Raw genomic sequence first — 25,591 nt, 5'->3', positions numbered from 1 at the left:
CGAGACCGGGGCCCGCGGATACGGGAGTGAGGGACCTGACGTGAACGGGCGATGGATCAGAATGACCGCCGGGGGAACAGTGGCCGGGCTGATAGTCGGTGGAGTGATCGTGGCCGGATCCACACCTGGCAGTGCGATCGATTCGGAGCCCAATCCCAAGGTCCAAGAAAAGTGCGAAATGGACTTCTCACTGATGCTGGATGCGTCGGGTTCGATCTCCTCGGCCAATGCGGTCGCTGAGGTCCGTGGCGCGGCCCGGACCTTTATCACCGCGCTCAACGGAACCAAGTCGACCGTACGACTTGAGCAGTTCGCGACGGCAACGAACGTACTCACCGGGCGTCATGAGGTCACGGACGCTGCGCTGGAAGGTGTCTTCGCCAACGGCTTAGCCGAGTACTACAACCCGAAGCCCCCGGTGAAGGGCCTCAACTACGAGTACAAGGGCAGCGGCGACTGGAAACAGGAGGCCAACTGGACCAAGCGCAGCGAGCAGCGTCAGTGGACCAACTGGGATGCGGGCTTGGAGGCCATGCGCCATGGCGATTCCCGCTTGCCCGATCTGGCGATCTTCGTCACCGACGGCGATCCCACGGCGTTCAACTTCGATCAGGACGGCGACCCCCACCGGGGTGACGGCAATGTCGGCTTCAACTCCGACCGCGGCGACGCCAAGAACGAAACACTGAAGAGAGCAGTTGAAGAAGCTAACGCGCTGAAGAGGCAGGGTGTTCGGATCCTGGTCGTGGGTGTCGGCACCGGCATCAACAAGGACTCCAGCAAGGCCCGGATGAAGGACATCTCGGGACCGAACTTGGTGCAGGACGCCGATCTCGAAGGAATCAACACCATCAACGAGGTCGATGTCGCTGTCGTCACCAACTTCGACAAACTCGGTGAATTCCTCCGCAGCGTCGTCAAGACCGCGTGCGGCAACGATCCGGACCCGACTCCCTCTCCAACACCGACTCCGACCCCCACGCCGACACCGACGCCGTCACCGACGCCGACGCCGACGCCGACCGGGAGCGATACCCCGACACCAACCCCCACACCGACGCCGACCCCCACACCGACGCCGAGTCCGTCACCCGAAACCCCCCTGACGGTGACCCCGCTCGAGGAGAAGCCCGTCATCAACGAATGGAATCCGGTGGTCGAAGAGATCAGGACCCCCGGTGACGTCAAGGTGAAGGTCACCTGTGAGGTCGGCCAGACCAAGGTCAACGGTGTGTGCGTCACCAAGATCAAGCGGGCCAAGGTGCTCGTCAAGCCACTGTGCAACGACAACGTCACGGTCTCCGTGCGCGTGCGCGCCAAGCAGCCCGGCAAGACGGCGACAGTCTGGGGCCACGAGTGGCGGGTCAAGAACAGGCCTTTCACCGCCTGCAAGAAGAACGCCAACGGCTGAGATCCGAAAGGGATCACAACGGTCGGCGCACTCCCCCGGTTTCCTTGACCGCGATCGGAGGGAGTGCGCCTGCTCTAACTCGTCATCGCTGGGCGCGTACGTCGGTATTCCATGCGAGCCGCGACCTGGTCGGCCATGTGCGCCGACACTTCGCGTTCCAGCAGCCACAGGGCCAGGTCGATGCCGCTGGTCACCCCGCCGCTGGTGATCAGATCACCGTCGTCGACGACCCGGTCATCAACCACCGTGGCGCCCAGGTCCGCGAGCTCCCGTCGAGCGGAATGGTGGGTGGCAGCACGACGGCCTGCGATGACACCGGCGTGAGCCAGGAGCATCGTTCCCGTGCAGACTCCGGCGACGACCCGCGCCGTTGCCGCCACGGCGGCGATCCGCTCGACAAGATCACCTCGCCTGACTTCCGCCCACGCCCCTGTCTCAGCCCGGTCCACCCAACCGCCACCGGGCACGATCAGCACCTCGGAATCCTCGGCCAACACCGCGTCCGGGACGAATCTCAGGCCATACGCGCCCGTGACCATGGCAACTGGCTCACACGTCAGCAGGCGGACTGAGACGTCGGCCCCCATGGCGGCTGCACTGCGCAGCACTTCGGCCGGGCCCCACGCATCCATCTCGTCGAGACCGTCGTACACGATGATGTCGACATCCATCCGGACCACCTCCTCAGGTCGACTCAGTAGCGGGAAGAACCGGCCCCCGCGGTCCTCGTTCGAGCAGCCCCAAGCCTGCCAGCGCGGCGAGGATGAGAGCGCACCCGAGCCAGCCGATTGCCCCCAACTGCTCTGCCAGCAATGACACTCCCAGGATCGTGGCGACGACCGGTTCGAGCAGATTCAACGTCGCCACGTGACCTGGTTGCAGGCGGGCAAGCCCCAACCCGAACCAGACGTACGCCAACGACGTGGCGGCCAACCCCAACCACAGCGCGAGCGATATTCCGGCGGAGGAGAACAGCCACTGCGGTGCCGACCACAAGAACGGCAGCAACAACACAGCGCCCACCGTGAAAGCGGCAGCCATGACAACACCGGAGTCGTGACCGTCCCGGGCCAACCGGCCACCGCACACGGTGTAGACCGCATAGCAGACCCCGGCGCCGAGGGCTGCTGCGATACCCACCGGATTCGGTTCAGTCACACCACCGGAGGTCAACAGGACCAGTCCGACGACGGCCAAAGCCGTCAAAGCCCCCCATCGCCATCCCGGGGCTCCCTCGCGCAGCATCCAGCCGAGCATCCCCGCCATGAGCGGCGCCAACCCCAGTGACACGAGTGTTCCGACCGCGACGCCGGTTGCCTCCACCCCGATGAAGAAGAGCACCTGATACCCGGCGACTCCGAGGCCCGATATCCAGATCAGGGGCCCACGCATCAGGCTCGACGCGCCCGCAGCGCGGCGGCGGTACCCGACATATGCCATCAGTCCCAACGCTCCGATGAGCAGTCGGACGGCGGCGACGCTGGGGGGCCACGAATCGGGAGCGAGCAGGCTCCGCGCAGTTCCGGAGGTGCCGAATAGGGTCGCTGCACCGAGCACTGCGAGGGTGGCCACTACTGTCGGGTCCAGCCGAACGCGACTCTCGGCTGCGGTGGCCATCGACCCAGCCTATGCCCAGTCCCCGACGAGGATGACGGGATCGAGGTCAGCCCGATCCTTGGCTGCGCGTAGTCCGCGGTGGGAGGAGCCCAGTCGATGGTGACGCGATGCCCGATCACCCCTGGATGGGCCTGATCACCGCCTGGGTGGCCCTGATCACCGCCTGGATGGCCCTGATCACCGCCTGGATGGCCCTGATCACCGCCTGGATGGGCCTGATCACCCCCTGGATGGGCCCTGATCGCGTCCGGGATGGACTTGGTCCGCTTCCCCACGCGACGATCGATCTATGCGGCTGCGAGCGACCGTGGGGCCTGAGACCTTCGCGTTCTCGGGTGTGCGCGATCTACTGGCGAAGGCGTCACCGGCACGCAGCGGCGACGAGTTGAGCGGCGTTGCTGCCGGGAACGAGACCGAACGGGCCGCTGCCCAGGTCTGCCTCGCGGACGTCGAACTCAGGTCGTTCCTCGCGGACCCGGTAGTTCCCTATGACGAGGACGAGGTGACCCGCCTGATCGTGGACTCCCACGACAGCGGGGCCTTCGCGCCGATCGCGGGTCTCACTGTCGGAGAGTTCCGGGACTACCTGCTCGCAGATGACACCGACGCCGAAACCCTCGCGGCCCTCGCCCCTGGTATCACTCCGGAGATGGCGGCGGCGGTGTGCAAGATCATGGGTAACCAAGACCTCATCGCTGTTGCGTCGAAGTGTTCGGTGGTGACTGCGTTCCGGGACACTCTCGGACTCCCCCGCCGACTGTCGTCTCGGATTCAGCCGAACCATCCCACCGATGACCCACTCGGGATCGTGGTGTCCGTCATCGACGGTCTTCGCTACGGCTGCGGCGACGCTTGCATAGGTGTCAATCCGGCCACCGACAGCCTGGACCGGACCATAGAGTTGCTCAAGATTCTCGATGACGTCATCCAGCGGTTCGCGATTCCCACCCAGAGCTGTGTACTCACACATGTCTCCACCACCTTGTTGGCGATGGGTCAGGGCGCCCCGGTCGACCTCGTATTCCAGTCGATCGCGGGAACCGAGGTCGCCAACCGCGGCTTCGGAGTCGATCTGGCGATTCTGCGGGAAGCACATCAGGCCGCCCGCGAGTTGGGGCGCGGCACTGTCGGCGACAATGTCATGTACTTCGAGACCGGGCAGGGTTCATGCCTGTCGGCCGGCGGCGACCACGGGGTGGATCAGCAGACACTGGAGGCCCGAGCGTACGCGGTAGCTCGCGCATTCGACCCACTTCTGGTCAACACGGTGGTGGGATTCATCGGCCCGGAATATCTCTACGACGGCAAGCAGATCCGACGTGCGGGACTGGAGGACCACTTCTGCGGCAAACTGCTCGGCCTGCCGATGGGCTGCGACGTCTGCTACACGAACCACGCCGAAGCGGACCAGAACGATTCCGACGACCTCATGACCCTCCTGGGGATCGCGGGATGTACCTACTTCATGGGAGTTCCCGGAGCCGACGACATCATGCTCGAGTATCAATCGACCAGCTACCACGACATCGCTTACCTGCATCGCCAACTCGATCGGCGGCCGGCCCCGGAGTTCGACGCCTGGCTCCTGGCCAGCGAGATCGTGACCGACGGCGGCCGTCTGCTGCCGATCAGCAGTGGGCACCCCTTGCTGGCGGTGACCGAGCGGTGAACGACCCCCGAGCCTACGAGGCGATGCCGGACCTGCGCACACTCACGTCGGCTCGAGTCGGACTCGGTCGCAGTGGAGTCAGCGCAACGACCAAGGACCTTCTGGCGTTTCGGGTGGACCACTCCCTGGCGCGCGATGCCGTGCATGCGCAGTTCGATGCCGAAGGTCTCGCCGCGGAACTGGCCGGTGGTGGTCTGTCCTGTGTCGTGGCAGAGTCGCGTGCCACCAACAGGGCAGACCACCTACGTCGCCCGGATCGGGGTCGTCGACTGTCTGGGCCGGCCCGTGATGCGCTCACCGCCCAACGCAGCCCCGCAGATGTTGCCCTGATCGTCAGCGATGGACTATCCGCGACAGCGGTGAATCGCCATGCCGCGACGCTGGTGGGCGAGATCGTCGCGAACTTGGGGGACGCCGGGATGACAGTCGCCCCGATCGTGATCGTCCCGTTCGGGCGGGTGGCCCTACTGAACGACGTGGGTGCGGCGTTGGGATCACGCTGCGCTGCGATCGTCATCGGAGAACGTCCGGGGCTCTCCGCTCCGGACAGCCTGAGCGTGTACACGGAGGTGAATCCCGCGCAACGACTGACGGACGCCGACCGGAACTGCATCTCCAACATCCGCCCGGGCGGCCTCCCGCTCCAGGAGGCGGCGCGGCGCACGGCCATGCTGCTCAGCGAGAGCCTGCGTCTGGGTCGAAGCGGTACGACCCTGAAGGTCGAGTACCCGTCAGCGGCAGCCACGCCCGCGGTCACGGCCGAATCTGGCCGCGTGGAGTCAGCCCAGACGTGAGGCTGGACCACTGAGTGTGGGGCTTGGGGTGGATCCACCGGTCCTCGGACCCTCGGCATGGCGAGTGCCCGCGACGTGGATGACCCATCGACCGGAACCGCGGCCCAGACTGGCCCGGACTGGCCCAGACTGGCCCGGACTGGCCCGGACTGGCCCGGACTGGCCCGGACTGGCCCAGACTGGCACTGTGATCAGCGGCGGCGGTCGAACCGCACTCGGTGCTGCGCTGGCGATCAGCACGGTCGTTTCTGCCTGCGGTGTGAGCGGTACTACCTCAATCACGGCGACCCCAACTCCCACCCCGGTCGCGCCGCTGGGAACCGAGATGTCGATGGTGACCGTACGCGACGCGGGCAACGAGGCCGATTCCTCCGGTTTCGGCAGAGTCGGGTATGACTACCGAATAGGGAAATTCGAGGTCACGATCGGTCAGTACGCCGCCTTCCTCAATGCAGTCGCCGCCCGTGACCCCCATGGCCTCTACCACGCGTCGATGGCCACAAACCCCAACGTCGCGGGAATCGTCCGGAAAGGCGCGCCGGGCTCGTACACGTACTCCCCCATCGAGGCCAACTCCACCGACTCAGCGACCCAGAGCCGCTGGAGCGCAGCAGATCGCCCGATCACCTCAGTCAGTTGGTTCGATGCCGCCCGGTTCGCGAATTGGATGAGCAACGGCCGACCGTCGGGCCCTCCGGGGAAGACGACAACCGAGCAGGGCGCTTATCGGCTGGCCGGCAGGACGCGCGGTACCGCGCCTGCCGCGAACAGCATCAATCCGAACACCGCGCGCCCCCCGACGTTCCGCCTGCCGACCGAGGACGAGTGGTACAAGGCCGCCTACTACTCCCCCGACATCGCCCCCCAGGCGGCGAGCGAAATCCCCCGGGGCAACCGGACGAACCCCAACACGGGCCAGCCACCGGCCTACTGGATTCCCACGGAGCAGCAGTGGTTCAAGTCCGCCTACTTCGATCCGGCGAGTCGCGACTACTCCACATTTCCCACAGCTGCAGAGCGACGGCCCGGAAACCAGCCCGGTTCGCAGCCGAATCAAGCCAACTACATGGACCGGGTGTTCACCACCACACGATCGGCCGACTTCTCGTTCACCTCCAACTACGTCACGGAAGCAGGAACCTTCCGCGCCAGCGCCAGCCACTTCGGCACCTTCGACCAAGCGGGCAACCTGTTGGAGTGGAATCGACCATCCGGACGCGGCGTTGTCGCCCCAGGATTCCGTGGCGGTGCCTGGCAGAACCCTCGAGACCAGACCTCGATGCGATCCGTGGACGCGTGGTACTACGACCCAATCAGCGAATCCAATGTTGTCGGTTTCCGTATCGCAGCGGCCCCAGGCGTGCCCGGTCCAAAGTGGCGGGCCGAACACGGACTTCCTCGAACGTTGTCCGGGGCGGAAACCCGCCCCGCCACCGTCACGATCGGCCGTCCGGCGAACTCCGCCGATCCGGCCACCGATGGCCGGTTCGGACGCGTCGGCCAGCGCTTCGCGATCGGACGGTTCGAGGTGACCATCGATCAGTACACGCACTTCCTCAACGCCGTCGCGGCCGAAGACCCGCATGGACTCTTCAATCCCAGGATGCAGTGGGAGCCGAACCTCGCAGGGATCTCGCGCAGCGGCACCCCGGGCTCGTTTCGATACGCGGTCATGGACAACGAGGGAAACTCCGGCAACCGCCCCATCGGGTGGGTGAGTTGGTACGACGCCGCTCGCTTTGTGAACTGGATGGCGAATGGACAGCCCCGCGGCCGGCAGAATCCGAGCACTACGGAGGACGGGACGTACTCCCTGGCCGACACGCCCTATTGGCCTCCAGACAACACACCGACCACCACCACATCACCGGTCTCTCCCGATTCCCGCTCCTCGCCGGCGTCGGTGGCCATTCCATCGACAGCCGCTCCTGAGCCAGTCAACCTGCCGCAGCGCCCAGCCGCGCCGGGCGCAGGGGGGTACTTCGACTACGCGACTGCCAGTGATGACCCCCCGGGTAATGAGATCGGACCGAAGCCGAATCAGGTCAACTACATCACCGCAGCGGGGCTGGCGTCGGTGACCCAGAGCAGGGGGCTCGACCCAAGTCTCAACTACCTCACTCCCGGTAGGTTCGTTCACCGGGTCAGCAAGCCCATACGGTACCTACGATCAACTCGGCAACGTGTACGAGTGGAACGACCTCGACGGCCGCCCCGGTGCCGCCCGAGGCATGCGAGGCAGCGCCTACTTCGGCACTCTCGTGTACGCGGAGGACATCTCGAAACTATCCAGAGCCGACGTCTTCGCCAGTGACTTCGGATACGGGGCGGGTTTCCGACTGGCCGGACCGGCCCAGCCCGGCGAATGATCATGGCCGCGTCGTGTCGATCTTCCCGGCAGCCACCTGATCAGCGATCAACTCGAGTTGCTGGCTGTACTCGGCGCCATCCTTCGAGATCTCTCCCAGTCCCACGCCACCTCCATCCAGTTCGAACAGCACGTCACGGCCACCCGTGAAGGTGCCATCCGTCACCGAGGCGATGGTGTCGAACACCGCGACATCCACGCCCTTGGTGGCGGAAGTCAACATGTGGTCGCCCAGAAAGGACTGATCGGCGTCCACGCCGACTCCGAGTATTCCGGCTCTGTCCGCGGCATCCAGGGCCCCCAGGCCGCACTTTCCAGCCGCAGCGAACAGAACCTGGGACCCCCGCGCGATCTGCCGCTCGGCGATCCGGCGACACAGTGGCCGGTGCAGAAACGTACCTGCATAGTCCACCTGGACGCGCACCTGCGGTTCGGAGTCGGCAGCGCCGGTGCGGTATCCCGCAAGGTAGTGCTGGACCGGTGGGATTCGCCGGCCGCCGACAGCGGAGATGACGGGGCGTTCACTGCGGTCCATCGCCACCATGGCGGCGAGATACCCAGCGAGATACCCCGCCTGGGACTCGTCGAACAACAACCCCAGGACGTTGGGCGGTGCACCCAGCAGGTCCGCCTGCGAGACATCGATGATGGCGAAGTCGGTATCGGGGAATTCGCGGGCAACCTGGGCCATCGCATCAGCCATGAGGAAACCGACGCCGATGACGAGGTCATTGTCATTGCGAGCGAGTCGACGCAGGCTCGCGAAGTAGTCGGCTTCGGACCACGTCTGAACGGGCTCGCCGATGGCGCCGAGTTCGGTCTCGGCGCGGCGCAGACCCTGCAGCGCCAACTCGTTGAACGAACGGTCCTTGAACCCCCCGACGTCGGTCACCAGGCCGACTCGCACCGGACCACCGACCTCCACCTCCTCGGGAGGCGGCGGGATCGTGGTGCAGGCCGATACCACCATCAGCGCGGCCGCCGCGAAGAACGCGACCACGACGCTTCGCCCGATGGACATGGTGTTCCTCCCGCTCCCGTCCAGGATGGCTCATCCTTCGCGGTCGCGGAGGCAGGGCCTGCTCCTGACCCGGACTTGATCGCGTGCACTGCGCCGACCACCCTGGGTGTGGGACTACCCGCCTGACTTCGCCCCGGCTAGGCGCGGTGGGGCTGGATCGCGTCGGTGGGAATCCTGCCGAAGCGGCCAGACTGGTAGTCCTCAAACGCCTCGATCACCTCATCGCGCGTGCTCATGACGAAGGGACCGTACTGGAACACCGGCTCCCGCAGCGGAACGCCACCGATCAAAAAGACCTCCATGTCGGGTGAACGGGAGTCCTGCTGGGCGTTGGCCTCCACGACAACCGAGTCGCCCGGGCCGAACACGGCGGTCTGGCCCATGCGAATGGGACGCTGTTCGGCTCCGACGGTTCCCGACCCGGCCAACACGTAGGCGAGCGCATTGAAGTCCGGTCTCCAGGGGAGTTCGACACGGGCTCCTGGAGCCACAGTCAGATGCGTGATGACCAAGGGGGTGTGTGAGATGCCCGGGCCGCGGTGACCGCTCAACTCGCCGGCGAGGACTCGGACCAGGGCCCCACCATCTGCGGTCGACACCATGGCGGATTCGCGGCCCTGCAGGTCCTGGTACTGCGGTGCGACCCGCTTCATCTCCCGCGGGAGGTTGATCCACAGTTGGATTCCGTGGAAGAGCCCTCCGGACATCACGAGGTCCTCCGGCGGGGTCTCGATGTGCAGGATTCCGTCGCCCGCCGTCATGTACTGGGTTCCACCCTCGAGTATGGTGCCGCCGCCTCCATGCGAGTCCTGGTGCAGGAACCGTCCGTCGATCAGGTAGGTGAACGTCTCGAAGCCGCGGTGTGGGTGCCAAGGGGTGCCCTTGGGCTCTCCCGGTGCGTACTCCACCTCACCCATCTGATCCATCATGATGAACGGGTCGATGTCTCTGGGATCGACGCCGGCGAAGGCCCGGCGTACCGGGAAGCCCTCGCCCTCGAAGCCTTGCGGGGCCGAGGTCACGGACTTGACGGTCGCGGTCGCGCGTCGGGTGCGACGTCGAGTCTCGGCAAGGTGAGGGTGTCGGCGGTGGCGGCGGGCATCGCTCCTCCAGTTCCTAGTTGAATGTTCAACTAACACAACGAGTGTGAGTCCGAGAGCATTCCCGCGCAAGCCCGTCCTCCGTCCTCAGAAGGCGATGGCCATGATGCGGCTCACACCGCTTCGCGTCACTCAGCGCGCGGCAACTCCACGGCGATGACGCGGTCGTCCGTCTCCCGAGGCTCACCTCGGCCGTCGGTGTTGTTCGTGGCCAACCACAACCGACCACCCGGACGGGCCAGGACATCTCGCAGCCGACCGTACTCGGATCCGAACCAGGCTCGCGGCTCCCCGGCGTCGGTGCCATCGAGGGGGATCTCGTACAAGACCTCGCCGCGCAGGGAGGCGACCCACGCCGAACCTTGGGAGATCGCCATGCCACTGGGGCTCGCGGTGGCAGTCGGAGACCAGATGGCCTTCGGGTTGATGACCCCAGGACGCTCGCAGGGACCTTCACACATCGGCCATCCGTAGTTGCCGCCCGCCACGATGAGGTTGAGCTCATCGACATCGTTCTCGCCGAACTCACTGGCCCACAGGCGACCAGCGGAGTCCCACGCCAGCCCTTGGACGTTGCGATGACCCAGCGAGTACACCGGGGACGTGGGGTCCGGATTGTCCGCAGCGGGCTCTCCGTCAGCGGTGATGCGCAAGATCTTGCCCGCAAGACTGGCGGGGTCCTGGGCCAGGTCCCGCTGACCGGCGTCCCCGGTGGCGACGTAGAGGTACCCGTCCGGGCCGAAAGCGATCCGGCCCCCGTTGTGGATCTGCTCCTTCGGGATGCCGGTGAAGATGTCCCGCTGCTGCGACAAGGACGTTCCGTCCCACGACAGTCGGGCCACCCGGTTGTCGTCAGCCGCTGTGTAGTACACGAACACCGAACGGGCGGACTGCCCAGGCGGGACCGCGATTCCCAGAAGGCCGCCTTCTCCGCCGGGAACCACCCCAGTGATCGTGCCGGCCGGAGCAGAACGGTCCTGAGGCTCGATCAACGCAACCGTTCCGGCATCCCGCAACGTGACCAGGACGTTGCCGTCCGGTAGGGCGGCCATGGCCCAGGGAACCGCCAGGCTGCGTGACACCGTTCCAATCTCGAAGGGACCGGTCTGCGCAGGAGCCGTCTGCGTCGGAGTTTGCCCGGCGGACTCTGCCGGGGCGGTCGGGTCACCACCAGGGGTGGAGCACGCCGCCAGCAAGACAGCCGACACCACCATCGGAACCGCGCGCGAGATCACCGCTCCAGTGTGCCCGCGCCCCACCTCATCGGCACGCCCACAACGGTCCGGGGGCGGGCCGCGACATGCGGGAGCACATGGCACAGTTGACCGGTGAGCACACCAGGATTCGCCGGTCGAACCGGCCGAGTGCACCCCATCGTCCAGGTCGGGGACCCCGTGCTCTCGTCACCGTGCGCGGTTGTCGAAGCGTTCGACGACGACCTCGTTCAACTCATCGCCGACATGTTCGCCAGCATGTACGAGGCCGAGGGTGTGGGTCTGGCAGCCAACCAGATCGGGATCAGTTCCCGCGTATTCGTGTACGACTGTCCGGACGCCGACCATGTGCGCCGCCGCGGGGTTGTCATCAATCCCGTCCTCGAACTCCCCGAACTCTCGGAGCGGCGCCTGGAGGAGGACGACGAAGGCTGCCTGTCCGTGCTCGCTCAGCACGCACCACTGGCCCGACTCGAGTCGGTGAGTGTGACCGGCGTCGACGAAGTCGGAACGCCGCTCCGCGTTACCGGCACGGGGCTGCTGGCCCGCTGCCTGCAACACGAGACCGATCACCTCAACGGGATGTTGTACATCGACCGGCTGACCGCCAAAGCACGACGCAAGGTACTCAAGGCGCACGCGAAGCTGATGGCCGAACGCTGACCCGGCCGCCGGGTACCCCCTCGGTCGCTCTCAACACCTCTCAGCGGCGTCCGATAAACGGCGAGACGAGTCGGTGTGGCGCCGTGGCGTGGGTCATAGGGAAACCGCAGCGACTCTCCCCACAGGCCCCCGAAGGGCGGAGTTTGACTACCACTCCCGGTGGGCACTGGGACAAAACCGACAAGTGATGTGACTCACACGAGTAGCAGTTGAGACGATTCTGCGACACAGCGTACGGTCGCAGACACCGGTTTCACCCGACATGGCTCGGGCAGTTGACCGGGGCGGGACAACCCCGCTGACCGCCCCGACAGTGCGGTGGAGCCCACCCAAGGCTCCCGGCGCAAGGGGACCTCCGAAGCCCCTCTGCCGGGGAACGACGAAGAAGGATCAACGTGCGAAAAGTCGCTATCGCCATGCCCACCGCTGCCCTGATGGGTGTCGCCGCGCTCACCGCCGGCCCCGCCATCACCACAGCGAGCGCCAACGACAGCGCCGCGAGCCTGCAGTCCTACAAGAAGGGCCGCCCCGTCTCCGAGAAGCACTTCGAGCAGTACAACCTCAAGGGTTGGGAGCTGCAGAAGATCGCTCAGGCCATCAAGTGGGCCGACAGCCCCAAGGCGCGTTCCGTGCGCCAGTGTGAGTCCGGCGGCAACTACAAGATCAACACCGGCAACGGCTACTACGGCGCCTACCAGTTCGCCTACGGCACCTGGCTCGGCTCCGGGGGTGGCCGTTTCGCCCGTACTGCCGATCGCGCTCCCAAGTGGGCTCAGGACCTCACCGCCTGGCGTCTGTGGAAGAAGCAGGGCTGGGGCCCGTGGGGTTGCGCCTGATGCGCCGCTCACTCATCGCCCTGCCCGTGGCCGGGCTGATCAGTGTCGCCGCGGTAGCCGTCGGTCCGACGGCCGCGTCAGCCGCCGATGCTGCTCCCCAAGCTCCCGCCCCCAAGGTCAAGACCTTCAAGAACGGCGCCCCGATCCCGTGGAAGAAGGTCCAGAGGTGGGACCTCAACAAGCGGCAACTTGAAGAGATCGCCAAGGCCAAGCGCTGGGCAGCGACTCCCAAGTCCCGCTCGGTGATCAAGTGTGAGTCGGGCTTCGACTACAACATGGTCGACGGTCCCTACAAGGGGGCGTGGCAGTTCCTGGACAGCACTTGGCGCGGAGCCGGTGGTGGCAGGTATGCGTCAGCCGCCAACAAGGCACCGAAGTTCGCTCAGGATCACATCGCCTGGAAACTGCACCAGCGCTCCGGATGGGGGCCCTGGAGCTGCGCCTGAGGCAACGCACTCATGACGACTCCCGGTCGCCGTCCGCCCTGTGGACAGTGACCGGGAGTCGCCGTTTGCGCCTCAAGCGTTGGGCGACGGATCAGACGCGGCAGGATTCCTTGGCAGCGCCAGGGTGAATGTGGCGCCACAGCCGGGCCCAGGGCTGTTCGCGGTGAGGATGCCGTGCTGGTCGTCGACGATGGCGCGCGCGATCGTGAGACCCAAGCCGCTGCCACCCTCCGCCTGACTGCTCCGAGCCGGGTCGACGCGATGGAAGCGCTCGAAAATGGCCTCGAGCTGGTCGGCTGGGATTCCATCGCCGGTGTCGACTATCGAGACAAGCACCGTTGCTGTGCTAACTGTGACGGTAACCGTCACAGATCCGCCCGGATGTGTGTGTCGCAAAGCGTTGTCCAACAGGTTGGCGAGGACTTGCTGCATCCGGTCGGGGTCCACCGTAACCGTGGCAGCCGGACTGAGCGATCCGCAACGGAGGTCCACGTTGCGGGCTGCGTATCGAGGGGCTGCGGCGGTGCAGGCCGTCCTGATCAGGTCCGCCACCGGGATGGTTCGCGGATGCAGATCGAGCGCGTGCTCCTGCGCTGCGGCGGTGAGCTTGATATCACTCGCCAGCCGGCGCAGGCGGACGACCTGCGCCCTCATGACATCGAAGGTCTCCCTACTGGGAGAAACGATTCCGTCTTCCATCCCGTCGATATGGACCTCGAGGGTCGCCAGCGGAGTGCGCAGTTCATGAGCTAGATCGGCCAACAACCTGCCGCGGGCCGCATCAGTGGCGGCCAGGTCATCGGCCATCTGCTGGAACGCCTTCGACAACGCCGACAGTTCGGGCCCGAACCCGGTCTCCGGTACCGAGATGTCATAGGTGCCGGAGGCGATTGTCTCGGCGGCTGCGGCCAGTTCCTCCACCGGTCTGCCGACTCGCCGGGACAGGAACCACGACAGCAGCACTGCAGCGATCACCGCTGCGGATGCGGCCGCCAGGAACGCCACACCCACGGACGACTCGAACGCCTCGCGAGCGTGTTCCTGCACCGTCGGAGAGTCCTCGCCGGTCATGTCGAGATGCTCCAGAAACAGGCTCGGGGCGACGAGTGCCACAGTCACCGCGACGGTCACCCCTGCGACGAGGATGACGATCATCTGGGCGCTGAACAGCCTGGTCGCCAGCCCGACCGGCCGTCTCACGACGTCACCATGCCATATCCGACACCGCGCACGGTTCGGATGAACCGCGGCTCCGACGCATCATCGACCAACTTGCGGCGCAAGTGACCGATGTGGACGTCGACGATATGTTCGTCGCCGTACCAGTCCGGCCCCCATACGGAGTCGATGAGTTGGCGGCGGGTGAATGCCCGCCGCGGGCTGGCTGTCAGAGTGTCCAACAGGTCGAACTCCGTGCGGGTGAGATCCAGCTCACGATCGGCGACCCAGACCTTGCGGGCGGTTGGATCGACCACAAGATCGGCGAGCACCCGCACATCGGAGCTGGCGGGACGGTCGGGATCCGCGGGGGCAGGTCCGATGGTCCGGGGCCGCCGAAGCATGGCGCGCACCCGGGCCATGAGCTCACGCGGCGAGAACGGCTTGACCAGGTAGTCATCGGCTCCCACCGATAGGCCGACGATCTTGTCGATCTCGTCGTCACGTGCCGTCAGCATCACGATGTAGCAGTCGCTGAACGTGCGTACCCGCCGACAGACCTCGACACCGTCGAATCCCGGCAGCATGATGTCAAGGACGATCAGCTCTGGAAGATCGGTTCGGGCAGCCTCAACCGCGGACGGACCATCGTGCGCAACCGCGACGACGAACCCCTCCGCCGCCAGATAGGAGGCGACCACTCGCGCCAATGGCTCCTCGTCATCGACGACGAGAACCGTGCCGGGCGAGGCCGCGACGGGCGGAGTCACTCGCTACCGGTGGTCGTGGGCTCGCTCATGGAACGATTCTCCAACAGTGCGCGTGCATGGGTGTACTGTGCGGCGTCGATGTCCGCGGCGGCCAACCGCCGATCCAGGATCTGCCGAGGGGTCTGTCGATCAGTCCGGGCACGGTCGCTGCGGGTGAGCGCCACGACTGCCCAGACCGCCATGGCCACCAGGAGCGGCCACGCCAGCATCATGGCGAGCATCCACCCGTTCCAACCCTGGTTGGACCAACCCATCATGGCGACCTCCCTTGGACTGCATCTCCATGTTGACTCCCGAGCCGTATGCTCTGGCCGGTGAACGTGTGAAGGTTCGATGAAGATCGGTTTCTTCATCAAACCTTCACGCAATCTCAGTCGAACCTGCGATCCCGTATCCCACCATCGGGGCCGTGACCAACAACAAGGCGTTGACCCGTCGCCAAGTGCTGGCGGGCCTGCTCGGCGCCGGGGCGAGCCTGAGTCTGGCGTCGTGCACACGCTCTTCCGGCCTCACCGGTGTGCGCGAGATCATGGCAGCGGAGTCAGCCCGACCCACCACCGGCGCCGTGCGGTCGATGACACTCCAGGCGAAGCAGGTTCAGGTGGATCTCGGTGGGCGTATCACCTCGACATGGGCTTACGGTGACTCGGTTCCGGGCAAGGCGTTCCGCGCCACGGCGGGTGATCGGGTCACAGTGGCGGTCCATAACTCTCTGCCCGAGTCGACCAGCGTTCACTGGCACGGCCTGGCGATCCGCAACGACATGGATGGAGTACCGGGGGTCACCACACCCGCCATCGAGTCCGGCGGCGACTTCGACTTCGACTTCACTGTCCCCGATCCCGGCACCCACTGGTTTCACCCACACACCGGTTTGCAGCTGGATCGGGGCCTGTATGCGCCATTCATCATCGACGACCCCCGCGAACCCGGCGACTACGACGCCGAATGGGTCGTCGTACTGGACGACTGGACCGATGGCGTGGGCCAGACGCCGGACCAGATCTTCGCCGACCTGGTCGCCGCCGGCGACAAAGCCGGCCCTGAGATGGGGATGGGCCACGGCGGCATGATGTCGGATGGCGGAGATGTAACGTATCCGCTGCATCTGATCAACGGGCGTCCGGACGACGACCCCGAGACGCTGGCCGCGAGACCAGGCGACCGGGTCCGGCTTCGCATCATCAACGCGGGCGCTGACACGATCTTCACGGTCGCCCTCGCCGATCATCAGTTGCGCGTCACGCACACCGACGGCTACCCGGTGCGCCCGGTGGCCACCTCCGCACTCCGCATCGGGATGGGGGAACGGTATGACGCGATTGTCGACCTCTCCGATGGAGCCTTCGCGCTGGTCGCCGAACCCGTGGGCAAGCCCGGACTCGCCCGCGCGGTCGTGCGCACCTCCCGCTCCGCAGCCGCACCCCCTGTCACGGCACGTCCCGCGGAACTCAACCGCTACCCCTTGAACCTGGGTGCACTGCAGGTGTCCGAGTCCGCGGCTCTGCCTGCCCGCGACCCCGACAGTCTGCAGAACATTGCGCTGGGGGGTTCAATGGCTCCCTACGTCTGGACCATCAACGGTGCGACACATGACCACGCGACCCCGTTGACCATCAGGCAAGGCGAAGCGGGTCGGCTTCGGATCTCGAACATGTCAATGATGTCGCACCCAGTTCACCTGCACGGCCACACTTTCCAGCTCGGCGACGCGGGCGGCACGGGGGCGCGCAAGGACACCGTGCTGATCCCACCCATGGGGGCCGTGAACGTGGACTTCGCAGCAAACAACCCCGGGCAATGGATGGTCCATTGCCACAACGCCTATCACGCTGAGGCGGGCATGATGACCCGCCTGGACTACACCACCGAGGAGGAACCAGCCCAATGAACGAGCACCGCGCCCTCACCGCCGCAATACTCGCCGCTGTCCTGGCCGCGTCCGCAGCCGCCTGCAGCACACCAACGGACGCGGGAAACGAGGCCACCCCGGCGGCCTCGGCAGCTGTGTCCGACACGGAGACCGCAGCAGACATCGTCTTTGCGCAGTCGATGATCCCGCACCACCAGCAGGCCATCGAGATGGCCGACTTCGCCCTCGACCCACAGGCCAAGGCGTCACCTGAGGTGCGCGAGCTGGCTACAGCAATCAAGGGAGCGCAGGATCCGGAGATCGAGCAGATGACAACGTGGCTGGAGCAATGGGGCGCCCCGACCGCCATGCCCGGCGCCGGAGAGGACATGGCCAGCATGGACCACGGTGGTCACGACATGGCAGGGATGACCATGTCGGGAATGATGGCCGCCGAAGACATGGCCAGACTGAGCCAAGCCGAGGGGACAGAGTTCGACTCCATGTGGCTGCAGATGATGATCGCCCACCACGAAGGAGCGGTCCTGATGGCCGAACAAGTCAAGGCGCAGCCCGGGAACCCAAAAGTCACAACACTGGCCGATCAGATCATCGCCGCCCAGAAGAAGGAGATCGACACCATGAAGGAGTTGCTGGCGCCATGAACCGAACCGGGACGATCGCGTCGGCCTCGGCGATGCTGGTGATCGGACTTGTCGCCGGGTGCGCCACTTCACCCGCGGCAGAACCGGCACCGCCCCTCTCACCGACCTCACAGACGACCCCGAAACCGGCCCCCCCTTCGCCTCAGCCGACGACCATCGAGGTCACCGCCGACTCAGCCGCCCTACAGCACATCCACAACCTGAGCCTCAGCACGGACACCTTGCTGATCGGCAGCCATCAGGGACTGTTCAGCCAGCCACCCGGTGAACCACCTCGACGGGTCAGCGAACCGTTCGATGTCATGGGATTCACTATTGCCGACGACCGTTGGCTCGCCTCCGGACATCCAGGGCCGGATATGGACGCTCCCCCGGATCTGGGCTTACTGCAGTCCGCCGACGAGGGCAAGACGTGGAAACCTGTGTCGCTGACCGGGCAGGTGGACTTCCATCGACTGGCTGCCGCTGGTGATGTCGTGTTGGGCGTCAACTCCGGCGACGGCATGCTCTGGCGATCCACCGATGGCGGCGACAACTGGGACACTGTCGGGCCGGGACCATTCGACATCGCCATCAACCCCCGCAACGCGCGGCAAGCCGTGGGGACCACTCAGGACGGGCCGATCGCCAGCACGGACGGCGGCAGGACGTGGACGCCCATCGCGGGCGCACCGGTGATCGCGCTCGTGGCGTGGACCGACGACCAACTCTGGGGCGTCACCCCTGAGGGGGCGGTGCACTCCTCAACCGACTCCGGCAAGGACTGGCGCAAGGCCGGTGAGGTCGACGGGCAGCCCGCAGCGCTGGCCGCCAACGGCACTCGGCTCAACGTCCTCGCCGGTGACAAGATCTGGGAGAGCCTCGATCAGGGTGCTTCCTTCTCGCCGCGAGTCACCGGGATCCCTGGCCACTGACTGGTCCGACCAGTTTCCCGACCCTGCTCTCCGGCCCAGCTCCGGCCGACCTCCTTCGGCCGAGTTGGTGTGCCCGGTCGAGTTCTTCGTCCCGGCCAAGGAAGCGCCTTCCTCCGGCCCCAAGAGAGCGCCTTCCTCCGGCCCCAAGAGAGCGCCTTCCTCCGGCCCCAAGAGAGCGTCTTCCTCCGGCCATGAGAGATGGTGTCCGGTCAGTGCGCGGCTCAAGCGGTTGTGGACGCGACGCTCTCTACGGCCGGCTGCCCACGCCGGTACAGCACGAGCAGGATGGCCGCCAGCAGCGGCTGCAGGACATCGCTGGGGATCGCCCAAACGTTGCTGGGGGCTTGGTTGTCATGGGCGACAAGCTCCATGACGTGCCCGATGGCATCGCCCCAGTACATAATGACGAGCGTCACGACGGCCGCCGTCATCCATCCGCCGCGACCGGATTTCCAGGCGCAGCCGATCCCGAGCACACCGAGTGCGATGTCGGCCCAACCGACCTCCCACTGGAACATCGACTGGGTGTATCCGATCTGTTCGGCGAGCGCGCCTGAGGTGGGCCCAATGTGTCCGAGGCCGCCGAGGATGCTCCAGGCTCCGAAGAACACGAGGTTCCACAACAGGGCGAGTTCAATCACCCGGTGGGACGTCCGGTGCTGCGGTGATCGGTCCAAGAACACATGCAGGACGAACCCGATGAGGGCGATGACCCAAGGTGCGAGAAAGAACATGGTCAGCCGACGGGAACCTGCGGCAGAGTCTCCAGAGCCACGGACAACCGCTCCTCGGTGACGTTCTCGTCGGTCATCCGACCGTTCAAGAAGTCGTCATAGGCGGACAGGTCGAAGTGCCCGTGGCCACATAGCGCCGTCAGGATGACAGTTTCTTCACCGGTCTCTTTGGCCTTGAGCGCTTCGCGGACGGCCAGGGCGAGTGCGTGAGTGGGTTCCGGCGCAGGAACGATTCCCTCGGTGCGCGCGAACTGCACGGCGGCCTCAAAGCACTCGGTCTGCGGGACCGACTCGGCGTCCATCAACCCCAGCTCGTAGACGTGCGAGATCAGGGGCGCCATGCCGTGGTAGCGCAATCCACCGGCGTGGATGGGATCGGGCACGAAGTCATGGCCCAATGTGTGCATCTTCATCAGCGGCGTCATCCCGGCGGTGTCGCCGAAGTCGTAGGCGTAGGTACCCCGGGTCAATGACGGGCACGAAGCGGGTTCTGCCGCGAGGATGCGCGGCGAGATGTTCCCGGCCATCTTCTCGCGCAGGAACGGGAACGACAGGCCGGCGAAGTTGGATCCGCCGCCCGTGCAACCCACGATCAGTGTGGGTGTGTCCCCAGCCATCTCCATCTGCAGCAGAGCCTCCTCACCGATGACGGTCTGATGCAGCAGAACGTGGTTGAGCACCGAGCCGAGCGCGTAGCGCACCTCCGGATTCTGAGCGGCCACCTCGACCGCCTCGGAGATCGCGATCCCCAGGGATCCGGAGAGATTGGCAGGGTCAGCCGCCAAAGCCCGGCCGGCTTCGGTGAGGTCGCTCGGGGACCGATGCACGACGCCCCCGAAGGCCTCGATCATCAAGCGGCGGTAGGGCTTGGCGTCGTAGGACGCGCCCACCTGCCAGACCTCGCACTGCATGTCGTATAGGGCGCACGCAAACGCCAGAGCCGTGCCCCACTGTCCTGCTCCGGTCTCTGTCGTGAGCTTGGAGACCCCTTCAGCCTTGTTGTAGTAGGCCTGTGGGACGGCTGTGTTCGGCTTGTGCGAGCCGGCTGGGGACACACCCTCGTACTTGTAGTAGATGCGCGCGGGGGTACCCAACGCTTGCTCGAGCCGATGGGCGCGGAACAGCGGCGTGGGCCGCCACTGGCGATAGACGTCGAGGACTCCGCCGGGGATGTCGATGAACCGCTCAGCGCTGACTTCCTGCTCGATCAGTGCCATGGGGAACAGGGGCGCCAGATCCTCGGGGCCGACGGGTTCCATCGTGCCCGGATGCAGCGGTGGCGGCGGGGGTGCGGGCAGGTCCGGGATGATGTTGTACCAGGCGGTCGGGATCTGGTCCTCGTCGAGCGTGTATTTGTGCCTGCGCACCTGATCGTCCATGCGTCCTCCAGTCGGTGTTGGGCAGGAAACTCGAGTTGGGGAAGAAACTACCGTCACGGCCCGAGCGGCTCTCATCCGCCCGTCAGTTGCGCTTGCGCCCCGCGGTGTCGGAATCGCCGGCGGAGGTGTCGGGCGTGCCGCTCGAGGAGTCAGGGGACCCACTCGCGTTGTCGGGCGCATTGGGCTTGTCCGTGGTGTCCTTGCCGGCGTCGGAGCCGGACTTGGAGCCGGCGCCTGAGCCGGGCCGCGATCCGGGACCTGAGTCATCGCTGGTGTCGGCGGGAGCTGGCGCCGCTGAGACGGTGTTGGGTCCGATGAAGGACACGTGGACGTGGTCCTGATGGTTCGCCGTGCAGCCCCCGCGGTTGGACATGCCGCGCCAGTCGATGACCCGCTTGGGCGTCTCGGTCTCGGCGTTCCAGATGCGCTGCTGCCAGATGATGTACTGCACGTGGAACTTCGCGGCATTGGCCATGAAGAACTCGGCGATGGCCGTGCCGAGCGCGATGTTGGCCGGGTCGGTGGAACATCCCGCCGGCATCATGATGTCCAGCGCCCGACCCGACGGATGGTCCGGATAGGGGTCGCTGGGCCGCCAGCCGCCGATGATGGTCAACTGCGGCCACAGGGCACCGGCGCAGCGTCCACCGGTGATGGCCGCCGGCTGCATATGCGCCTCGGAGAACACCGCGGGCTTCGGCGGGCAGATCCGCGGGTCGGCCAGCACCTTCCCATCGGGGGTGGTGATGAAGTCCGCTGGGTCCATGCCGCACTGGAATGGCTTCTGGGACGCCTTGGGGACGAAGTTGCCGCGTTTGGGGGGCTTCAGCGACAGCCTTCCCACCTGCCACACGCGGGGCTTGGGGATGGGCACGGCATTGACGCCGCCGGTGCGAGCGTCTCCGGCAATCATCGTGTCGTTGTCGAGGACGATCCCGGTGTGGTTCACGCCGCGCCCCGGATCGGCGATAAAGACGACATCGCCCACACTCATCCGATCCTCGGGGATGAACTTGATGTTCGCGGCGAGGCCACTGACACCGTCCGCGACCAGCGCTCGGGCATTGGTCCGCTTGCTGCGAGGGATCGTGGGAACATTCCATGCTCGATCGACAAGCGCGGAACAGTCCATCTCCGAGTCGGTGTTCTTGCGCCACTGGTAGGAAGTGCCGAGGGTCGATACCGCGTAGGTGACGGCGGCGATGACTCGGTCCGGCAGTGCAGTGACGGAGTCGCCGTTTGAGCGGTACGTCCCGACCCCGGGGTTCTTTCGGCTTCGGCTGACGCCTTGCGGTGGCTTGTCCTTCGTCAGTTCGTCCACCGTGATGCTGGGAGCCCTCAGGTCCGCCAGGCGCGTGAGGTAGTCGGCCCACTGTGACGCCGCGTCACTGTTCGCCTTGGCCTGAGCCGGGTCGAGCATGCCGTCCATTCCGGCCAGATGGTCGGCCCACTGGTTGGCCACGTCGGCCAACTGGCGTTGCAGCCCTTGGACCTGGGTCGAGATCGTCTGCAGGCTCGCCTCAGCGGCCAGTTGCGCGGAGTCGGCCTGCTCTTTGACCTCCTGGTTGCGCTTCAGCAATGCCATGGCGTCGTCGTACTGATCGTCTTTGCGATCTCCGACCCGCAGCGCCTCGTCGGCTCGGTCCATCAGCTCGTTGGGGTCGGCCGTGTCGATCATCGAGGCGAGGACGCTGAGGTCCGTCGAACCGTTCATGTAGATCGATCGGGCGTACTGGCCGACGACGAGTCGCGCCTCGTCAGCCGCGGACTGGTTGGCGGCCACCAGTTTGCGCAGTTTGGCGGCCTTCGTCCGCGCGGCGAGGTAGCGCTCTTGGGCAGCTGTCTGCTGCGCACGCATCTCGGTGAGGTCGGTCTGCAGTTGATCGGTCGTTTCGGTGATCTGCGCGGTGAGCGGATCCGACGTCGCCGTGGGCGCCGGATCCTCAGCGGGCAGCACGGGCACAGCACTGGCCGGCGCCGCGATTCCTGCCGACGTCAGAGCCAGGAGAAGTGCACCCGCTGCTGCGCGGGTGTAGCTCGTCATTGCCGTCCCATCATAGGTGGGCCGAGCTCAATGATGTGGGCCAGTTTGAGAACTTCGGCCACACGATTGTGACCCACCTGCGACAGAGGTCGAGGGTGGACGTGGCGGTCACCGACATACGAGGTCCGCAGGTGGCAGTTCACCGTCCACCAGGTAGGCGTCGACGGCATCGTCCACACACGACGACCCGTTGCCGTAGGCGGTGTGCCCATCGGACTCCCAGACGATCAGGTGGGCGTCGGCCAGCCGGTCAGCCAGGAGTTGCGCCCACTCCAGCGGGGTGGCCGGATCGTTCGTGTTGCCGATGACCAGGATCGGCCCCGCATCGGCGGCCGTGACCTCTTCAGGTTCCCCGGTCGCCGCCACCGGCCACTCGGAGCACGCGGCTTCCGTCCAGGCGAGATATCGACCGAATACCGGGGCCTCTTGAGCCCACTCATCCGCTTGCCTGCGCAGTTTCTCCGATATCTGCGTCGCTACCGCGGTCGAGGCAGTTCACGGCGTAGAACACTTCCTGCGAGTTGTTGGCGTACTTGCCGTCCGGGCTGCGCTCAAGACGCTCGTAGAACATGTCGAGGAGTCGGCGTCCATCGCCGGCGAAGGCGTCGCGCAGGCCGTCCGACAGGGAATCCCAATCCCCCGCGAACGGGAAGTACAGGTGATACAGCACCGCACCGGCGCCCAGGCCTTGGTTGAGCTCCCGACCGTCGCCGGCGGGGAGGGGCTGCTCATCCAGACTGTCGAGGAAATCCTGGACCTTGCGCACACCTTCGTCGACGGACTCCCCTGCGACCGGGCAGTCTGACTTGGTCTGGCAGTCCTCGACGTAGCGACGTAGTGCTTTGTCGAACCCCTTCGCCTGCCCAAGTCCGATCTCATCGATGGTCAACTGGGGAGGGAGCGCCCCGTCCAGCACCATCCGGCGCGTCTTGGGTCCGAATCGGTCGGCGTACAGGGCGCCGATCATGGTGCCGTAGGAGAAGCCCAGGTAGTTCAGTCGCCGCTCTCCCAGTGCCGCCCTGAGGATGTCCAGGTCCTTGACCACCGATTCGGTATCGACGTACGGGAGCATCTGCGCGGACCGCTCCTCGCACGCCTTGCCGAAATCGCGCGCCGCGTCCAGCAACTCCTGCTGCTCCTGCTGCGAATCAGGTTCGCCGTCGAGCGCGATCCATTCGTCCAGCTCGGCGTCCGTCAGGCAGTCGATCGGGGCGCTGCGCCCGACGCCCCGGGGATCGAATCCGACAACGGAGTACTGCTCCGTGACCGTGTCGGACAGGATCTGTCCGGCAGCGCGGGCATAGTCGACTCCGCTGCCCCCGGGGCCACCTGGATTCACGACCAACGACCCCTGGGGCTTGTCCCCTTTGGCGCGCAGCAGGGCGATCGTGGTGGTTCCGGCCTCTGGGTTGGCGTAGTCCCGCGGAACCGTGAGGTCGGCACACTCGAATGAGCCGTCACAGTCCTGCCAGGCCAACTTCTGGTCGTAGAAGCGCTGCAGACCAGCTGGAGCTGATTCTCGAGGTTCGGCGGATTCCGCCGGTTGTGATTGCAGGACGGGAGGAAGTGGTGCCGACGTGCACCCTGCCAACACGGCGAGTGAGCAGACACCCACCGCGAGTCCGCGAACCGCCGTGGCACGGACGGTGCGGGTGCGGCCAGCTCGTCTGCGGCTGGTGGCACTGGTACCTGCACGGCTGCTGCGACGGCGACCGGCGCGCGCGGGGACGAAGTGCATGGCTGCTGTCCCTTCCCTCGGATCTGTGACTCTACGGGTCGGATGCGGGTTCCCACCTGTCCGGACCTCCCCGCAGATCCCCCCGTCGCCCGACCAATGCCGCAACCGCGCCGCATGCGGCGGGAGCGCGGCACTCGATGGCGGGGATTCGTCAATCTGGGCGCCGACTCGTCTGTCCCGGCACCGGATCGGCCCAAGAAGCGGACACAGGCATGAGAAACGGACGCACGGAGGCCCCCGACGTCGACCCCGGGTTGTTGCTGTCCGCCCTGGGCGCAGTCCGGGTCGCTCGCGAATGTGGCCCCCGTCGCCTACCGTTGGGGGTATGAGCAGCAACCCGCAGTCGCGGGACCTCACGACGAGGCTCGCCTCTGGTCTGGCTGAGGCCACCGCGCATGCTGCCGCTTTTCGCGCCGGATGGAAGAACGCACCCCAGCCGCGGGACCCCCATGACCGCATGGTGCTCGAGCACGAACGCCAGCAGCGCGAGTACACCCGCGACATCAAGCGCTATCAGGGCCGCCTCGCGCGGCTGCGCTCCCGCGCAGGCTGGGCGACCACCGCAGCGGTTTCCGGAGGGGTCGTCGCCGGCGCGGATCTCCTCGCTCAGATGTCCACCGGCAACGGCCTCGACGCGTGGTTCTGGCTGGGAGCACCGACCGCTGTGATCGGGGCTGTGGTGGCCCGGCGTTCACGTCACACCGCCGCCAACCTGCCCAAACCTCTCCCCCCGACCGCACCACCTCCGCCGCCCCGACCCCTGCCGCCCGGGGTGGCCGGCTCTGTGGAGTCCGAGCAGCTCCACCGGGTCCGTGTGCAGTTGGCGCAGTTGATCCCGACTATCGAGGGTCTGCACGCCGACGCGGCCATCGAGATCCGGCGAGCCGACTTCGAGGCGGCGCCGGCGATGGCGGCGCTGGTCGACCGGCTGCATGTTCTGCACCGGGTCGAGGTCGACATGCGCGGCACTCCTGCCGCCAGGACAGCGGCTACCTCGGCCGAGGAGATCCGCCAGCGCTTGGCGCTCGGCGTCGACATGTACACCGAGTTGCTCAGCGCGGCACTTCAGATGCTCAGTGCACCCGATCCGACGGCAGCACCTTCGGTGCGCCTGGATGTCACCGTCCGCGAGTTGGCGGCCTACTCCGAAGGCCTGCGAGTCGCCGCGGCAGCGGCAACCCAGTCGGACTGACCCGGG

24 protein-coding genes are annotated in these 25,591 nt (G+C 66.3%); 11 read left to right on the top strand and 13 right to left on the bottom strand.

The features are described 5' to 3' along the window. The first annotated feature begins 61 nt into the window (after window positions 1-61). Window positions 62-1,411, top strand: a complete 1,350-nt coding sequence (locus V9E98_13660) for a hypothetical protein (protein ID MEI2718010.1) — start codon at window positions 62-64, stop codon at window positions 1,409-1,411. A gap of 74 nt (window positions 1,412-1,485) precedes the next feature. Here V9E98_13660 and V9E98_13655 read toward each other — a convergent pair whose 3' ends face one another. Further along, on the bottom strand, window positions 1,486-2,082 hold the full coding sequence (locus V9E98_13655; protein ID MEI2718009.1) for a DJ-1/PfpI family protein: 597 nt from the start codon (window positions 2,080-2,082) through the stop codon (window positions 1,486-1,488). A 13-nt stretch (window positions 2,083-2,095) separates the two neighbouring features. Further along, entirely contained in the window at window positions 2,096-3,028 is a 933-nt protein-coding gene (locus tag V9E98_13650; protein ID MEI2718008.1) for an EamA family transporter, read from the bottom strand. Window positions 3,029-3,317: 289 nt separating this feature from the next. Here V9E98_13650 and V9E98_13645 point away from each other — a divergent pair, with 289 nt between their 5' ends. From V9E98_13645 to V9E98_13635, 3 genes are all read left to right on the top strand, one after another. After that, complete coding sequence (locus V9E98_13645; GenBank protein MEI2718007.1) at window positions 3,318-4,697, top strand: ethanolamine ammonia-lyase subunit EutB; 1,380 nt, start codon at window positions 3,318-3,320, stop codon at window positions 4,695-4,697. After that, window positions 4,694-5,491: an ethanolamine ammonia-lyase subunit EutC gene (eutC, locus tag V9E98_13640; protein ID MEI2718006.1), complete on the top strand. Its 798-nt coding sequence runs from the start codon at window positions 4,694-4,696 to the stop codon at window positions 5,489-5,491. Before V9E98_13645 ends, eutC begins: the two co-directional genes overlap by 4 nt. Window positions 5,492-5,678: 187 nt before the next feature. Further along, a complete protein-coding gene (locus tag V9E98_13635) occupies window positions 5,679-7,805 on the top strand; it encodes an SUMF1/EgtB/PvdO family nonheme iron enzyme (protein ID MEI2718005.1) in 2,127 nt (708 codons plus the stop codon). 55 nt (window positions 7,806-7,860) lie between these two features. Here the strand turns inward: V9E98_13635 and V9E98_13630 are convergent, their stop codons facing one another. The 3 genes from V9E98_13630 to V9E98_13620 form a co-directional block, all read right to left on the bottom strand. Next, complete coding sequence (locus tag V9E98_13630; protein MEI2718004.1) at window positions 7,861-8,880, bottom strand: BMP family ABC transporter substrate-binding protein; 1,020 nt, start codon at window positions 8,878-8,880, stop codon at window positions 7,861-7,863. 137 nt (window positions 8,881-9,017) lie between these two features. Continuing rightward, a complete protein-coding gene (locus V9E98_13625) occupies window positions 9,018-9,902 on the bottom strand; it encodes a pirin family protein (protein MEI2718003.1) in 885 nt (294 codons plus the stop codon). A gap of 206 nt (window positions 9,903-10,108) precedes the next feature. Further along, window positions 10,109-11,215: a PQQ-dependent sugar dehydrogenase gene (locus V9E98_13620; GenBank protein MEI2718002.1), complete on the bottom strand. Its 1,107-nt coding sequence runs from the start codon at window positions 11,213-11,215 to the stop codon at window positions 10,109-10,111. A gap of 93 nt (window positions 11,216-11,308) precedes the next feature. Between V9E98_13620 and def the strand changes: the two genes are divergently transcribed. The 3 genes from def (at window position 11,309) to V9E98_13605 (ending at window position 13,139) form a co-directional block, all read left to right on the top strand. Further along, a complete protein-coding gene (gene def, locus V9E98_13615) occupies window positions 11,309-11,857 on the top strand; it encodes a peptide deformylase (protein MEI2718001.1) in 549 nt (182 codons plus the stop codon). A gap of 395 nt (window positions 11,858-12,252) precedes the next feature. After that, window positions 12,253-12,693, top strand: coding sequence for a transglycosylase family protein (locus V9E98_13610; protein ID MEI2718000.1), 441 nt, complete (start codon window positions 12,253-12,255; stop codon window positions 12,691-12,693). Next, window positions 12,678-13,139, top strand: coding sequence for a transglycosylase family protein (locus tag V9E98_13605; GenBank protein ID MEI2717999.1), 462 nt, complete (start codon window positions 12,678-12,680; stop codon window positions 13,137-13,139). Before V9E98_13610 ends, V9E98_13605 begins: the two co-directional genes overlap by 16 nt. Before the next feature lie 72 nt (window positions 13,140-13,211). Here V9E98_13605 and V9E98_13600 read toward each other — a convergent pair whose 3' ends face one another. The 3 genes from V9E98_13600 to V9E98_13590 are packed head-to-tail and all read right to left on the bottom strand — an operon-like array spanning window position 13,212 to window position 15,324. Continuing rightward, window positions 13,212-14,339 (bottom strand): HAMP domain-containing sensor histidine kinase, encoded by a 1,128-nt coding sequence (locus V9E98_13600; protein ID MEI2717998.1) that lies wholly within the window; start codon window positions 14,337-14,339, stop codon window positions 13,212-13,214. Then, window positions 14,336-15,067 (bottom strand): response regulator transcription factor, encoded by a 732-nt coding sequence (locus V9E98_13595; GenBank protein MEI2717997.1) that lies wholly within the window; start codon window positions 15,065-15,067, stop codon window positions 14,336-14,338. Before V9E98_13595 ends, V9E98_13600 begins: the two co-directional genes overlap by 4 nt. Further along, entirely contained in the window at window positions 15,064-15,324 is a 261-nt protein-coding gene (locus tag V9E98_13590) for a hypothetical protein (GenBank protein MEI2717996.1), read from the bottom strand. Before V9E98_13590 ends, V9E98_13595 begins: the two co-directional genes overlap by 4 nt. A 152-nt stretch (window positions 15,325-15,476) precedes the next feature. On the opposite strand from V9E98_13590, the gene V9E98_13585 reads away from it, so the two are divergent. The 3 genes from V9E98_13585 to V9E98_13575 are packed head-to-tail and all read left to right on the top strand — an operon-like array spanning window position 15,477 to window position 18,498. Further along, window positions 15,477-16,958 carry a multicopper oxidase family protein gene (locus V9E98_13585; GenBank protein ID MEI2717995.1) on the top strand — a complete coding sequence of 494 codons (1,482 nt, stop codon included), beginning with the start codon at window positions 15,477-15,479 and terminating at the stop codon, window positions 16,956-16,958. Next, the gene (locus tag V9E98_13580) at window positions 16,955-17,584 is read left to right on the top strand and encodes a DUF305 domain-containing protein (GenBank protein MEI2717994.1); all 630 of its coding nucleotides are present in this window, start codon (window positions 16,955-16,957) and stop codon (window positions 17,582-17,584) included. The genes V9E98_13585 and V9E98_13580 overlap by 4 nt, the downstream gene beginning before the upstream one ends. Beyond that, complete coding sequence (locus V9E98_13575; protein MEI2717993.1) at window positions 17,581-18,498, top strand: hypothetical protein; 918 nt, start codon at window positions 17,581-17,583, stop codon at window positions 18,496-18,498. The genes V9E98_13580 and V9E98_13575 overlap by 4 nt, the downstream gene beginning before the upstream one ends. A 221-nt stretch (window positions 18,499-18,719) precedes the next feature. Here V9E98_13575 and V9E98_13570 read toward each other — a convergent pair whose 3' ends face one another. The 5 genes from V9E98_13570 to V9E98_13550 all read right to left on the bottom strand — a co-directional run bounded on the left by V9E98_13570 (window position 18,720) and on the right by V9E98_13550 (window position 24,393). Continuing rightward, window positions 18,720-19,232, bottom strand: coding sequence for a DUF6790 family protein (locus V9E98_13570; GenBank protein MEI2717992.1), 513 nt, complete (start codon window positions 19,230-19,232; stop codon window positions 18,720-18,722). A 2-nt stretch (window positions 19,233-19,234) separates the two neighbouring features. Continuing rightward, on the bottom strand, window positions 19,235-20,611 hold the full coding sequence (locus V9E98_13565; protein ID MEI2717991.1) for a TrpB-like pyridoxal phosphate-dependent enzyme: 1,377 nt from the start codon (window positions 20,609-20,611) through the stop codon (window positions 19,235-19,237). Window positions 20,612-20,693: 82 nt separating this feature from the next. Then, window positions 20,694-22,655, bottom strand: coding sequence for an NlpC/P60 family protein (locus V9E98_13560; protein MEI2717990.1), 1,962 nt, complete (start codon window positions 22,653-22,655; stop codon window positions 20,694-20,696). Between the two features lie 108 nt (window positions 22,656-22,763). Further along, the gene (locus V9E98_13555) at window positions 22,764-23,111 is read right to left on the bottom strand and encodes an alpha/beta hydrolase (GenBank protein ID MEI2717989.1); all 348 of its coding nucleotides are present in this window, start codon (window positions 23,109-23,111) and stop codon (window positions 22,764-22,766) included. Continuing rightward, window positions 23,092-24,393 (bottom strand): alpha/beta fold hydrolase, encoded by a 1,302-nt coding sequence (locus V9E98_13550; protein ID MEI2717988.1) that lies wholly within the window; start codon window positions 24,391-24,393, stop codon window positions 23,092-23,094. Before V9E98_13550 ends, V9E98_13555 begins: the two co-directional genes overlap by 20 nt. Window positions 24,394-24,718: 325 nt before the next feature. On the opposite strand from V9E98_13550, the gene V9E98_13545 reads away from it, so the two are divergent. Further along, window positions 24,719-25,585, top strand: a complete 867-nt coding sequence (locus V9E98_13545) for a hypothetical protein (GenBank protein MEI2717987.1) — start codon at window positions 24,719-24,721, stop codon at window positions 25,583-25,585. Window positions 25,586-25,591 lie beyond the last annotated feature (6 nt).

It is taken from the genome of Candidatus Nanopelagicales bacterium, assembly GCA_037045355.1.
Classification (GTDB): Bacteria; Actinomycetota; Actinomycetes; order S36-B12.
Note: the sequence above shows the minus strand (reverse complement) of the source record. Positions and strands in the feature narration are given on the sequence as shown.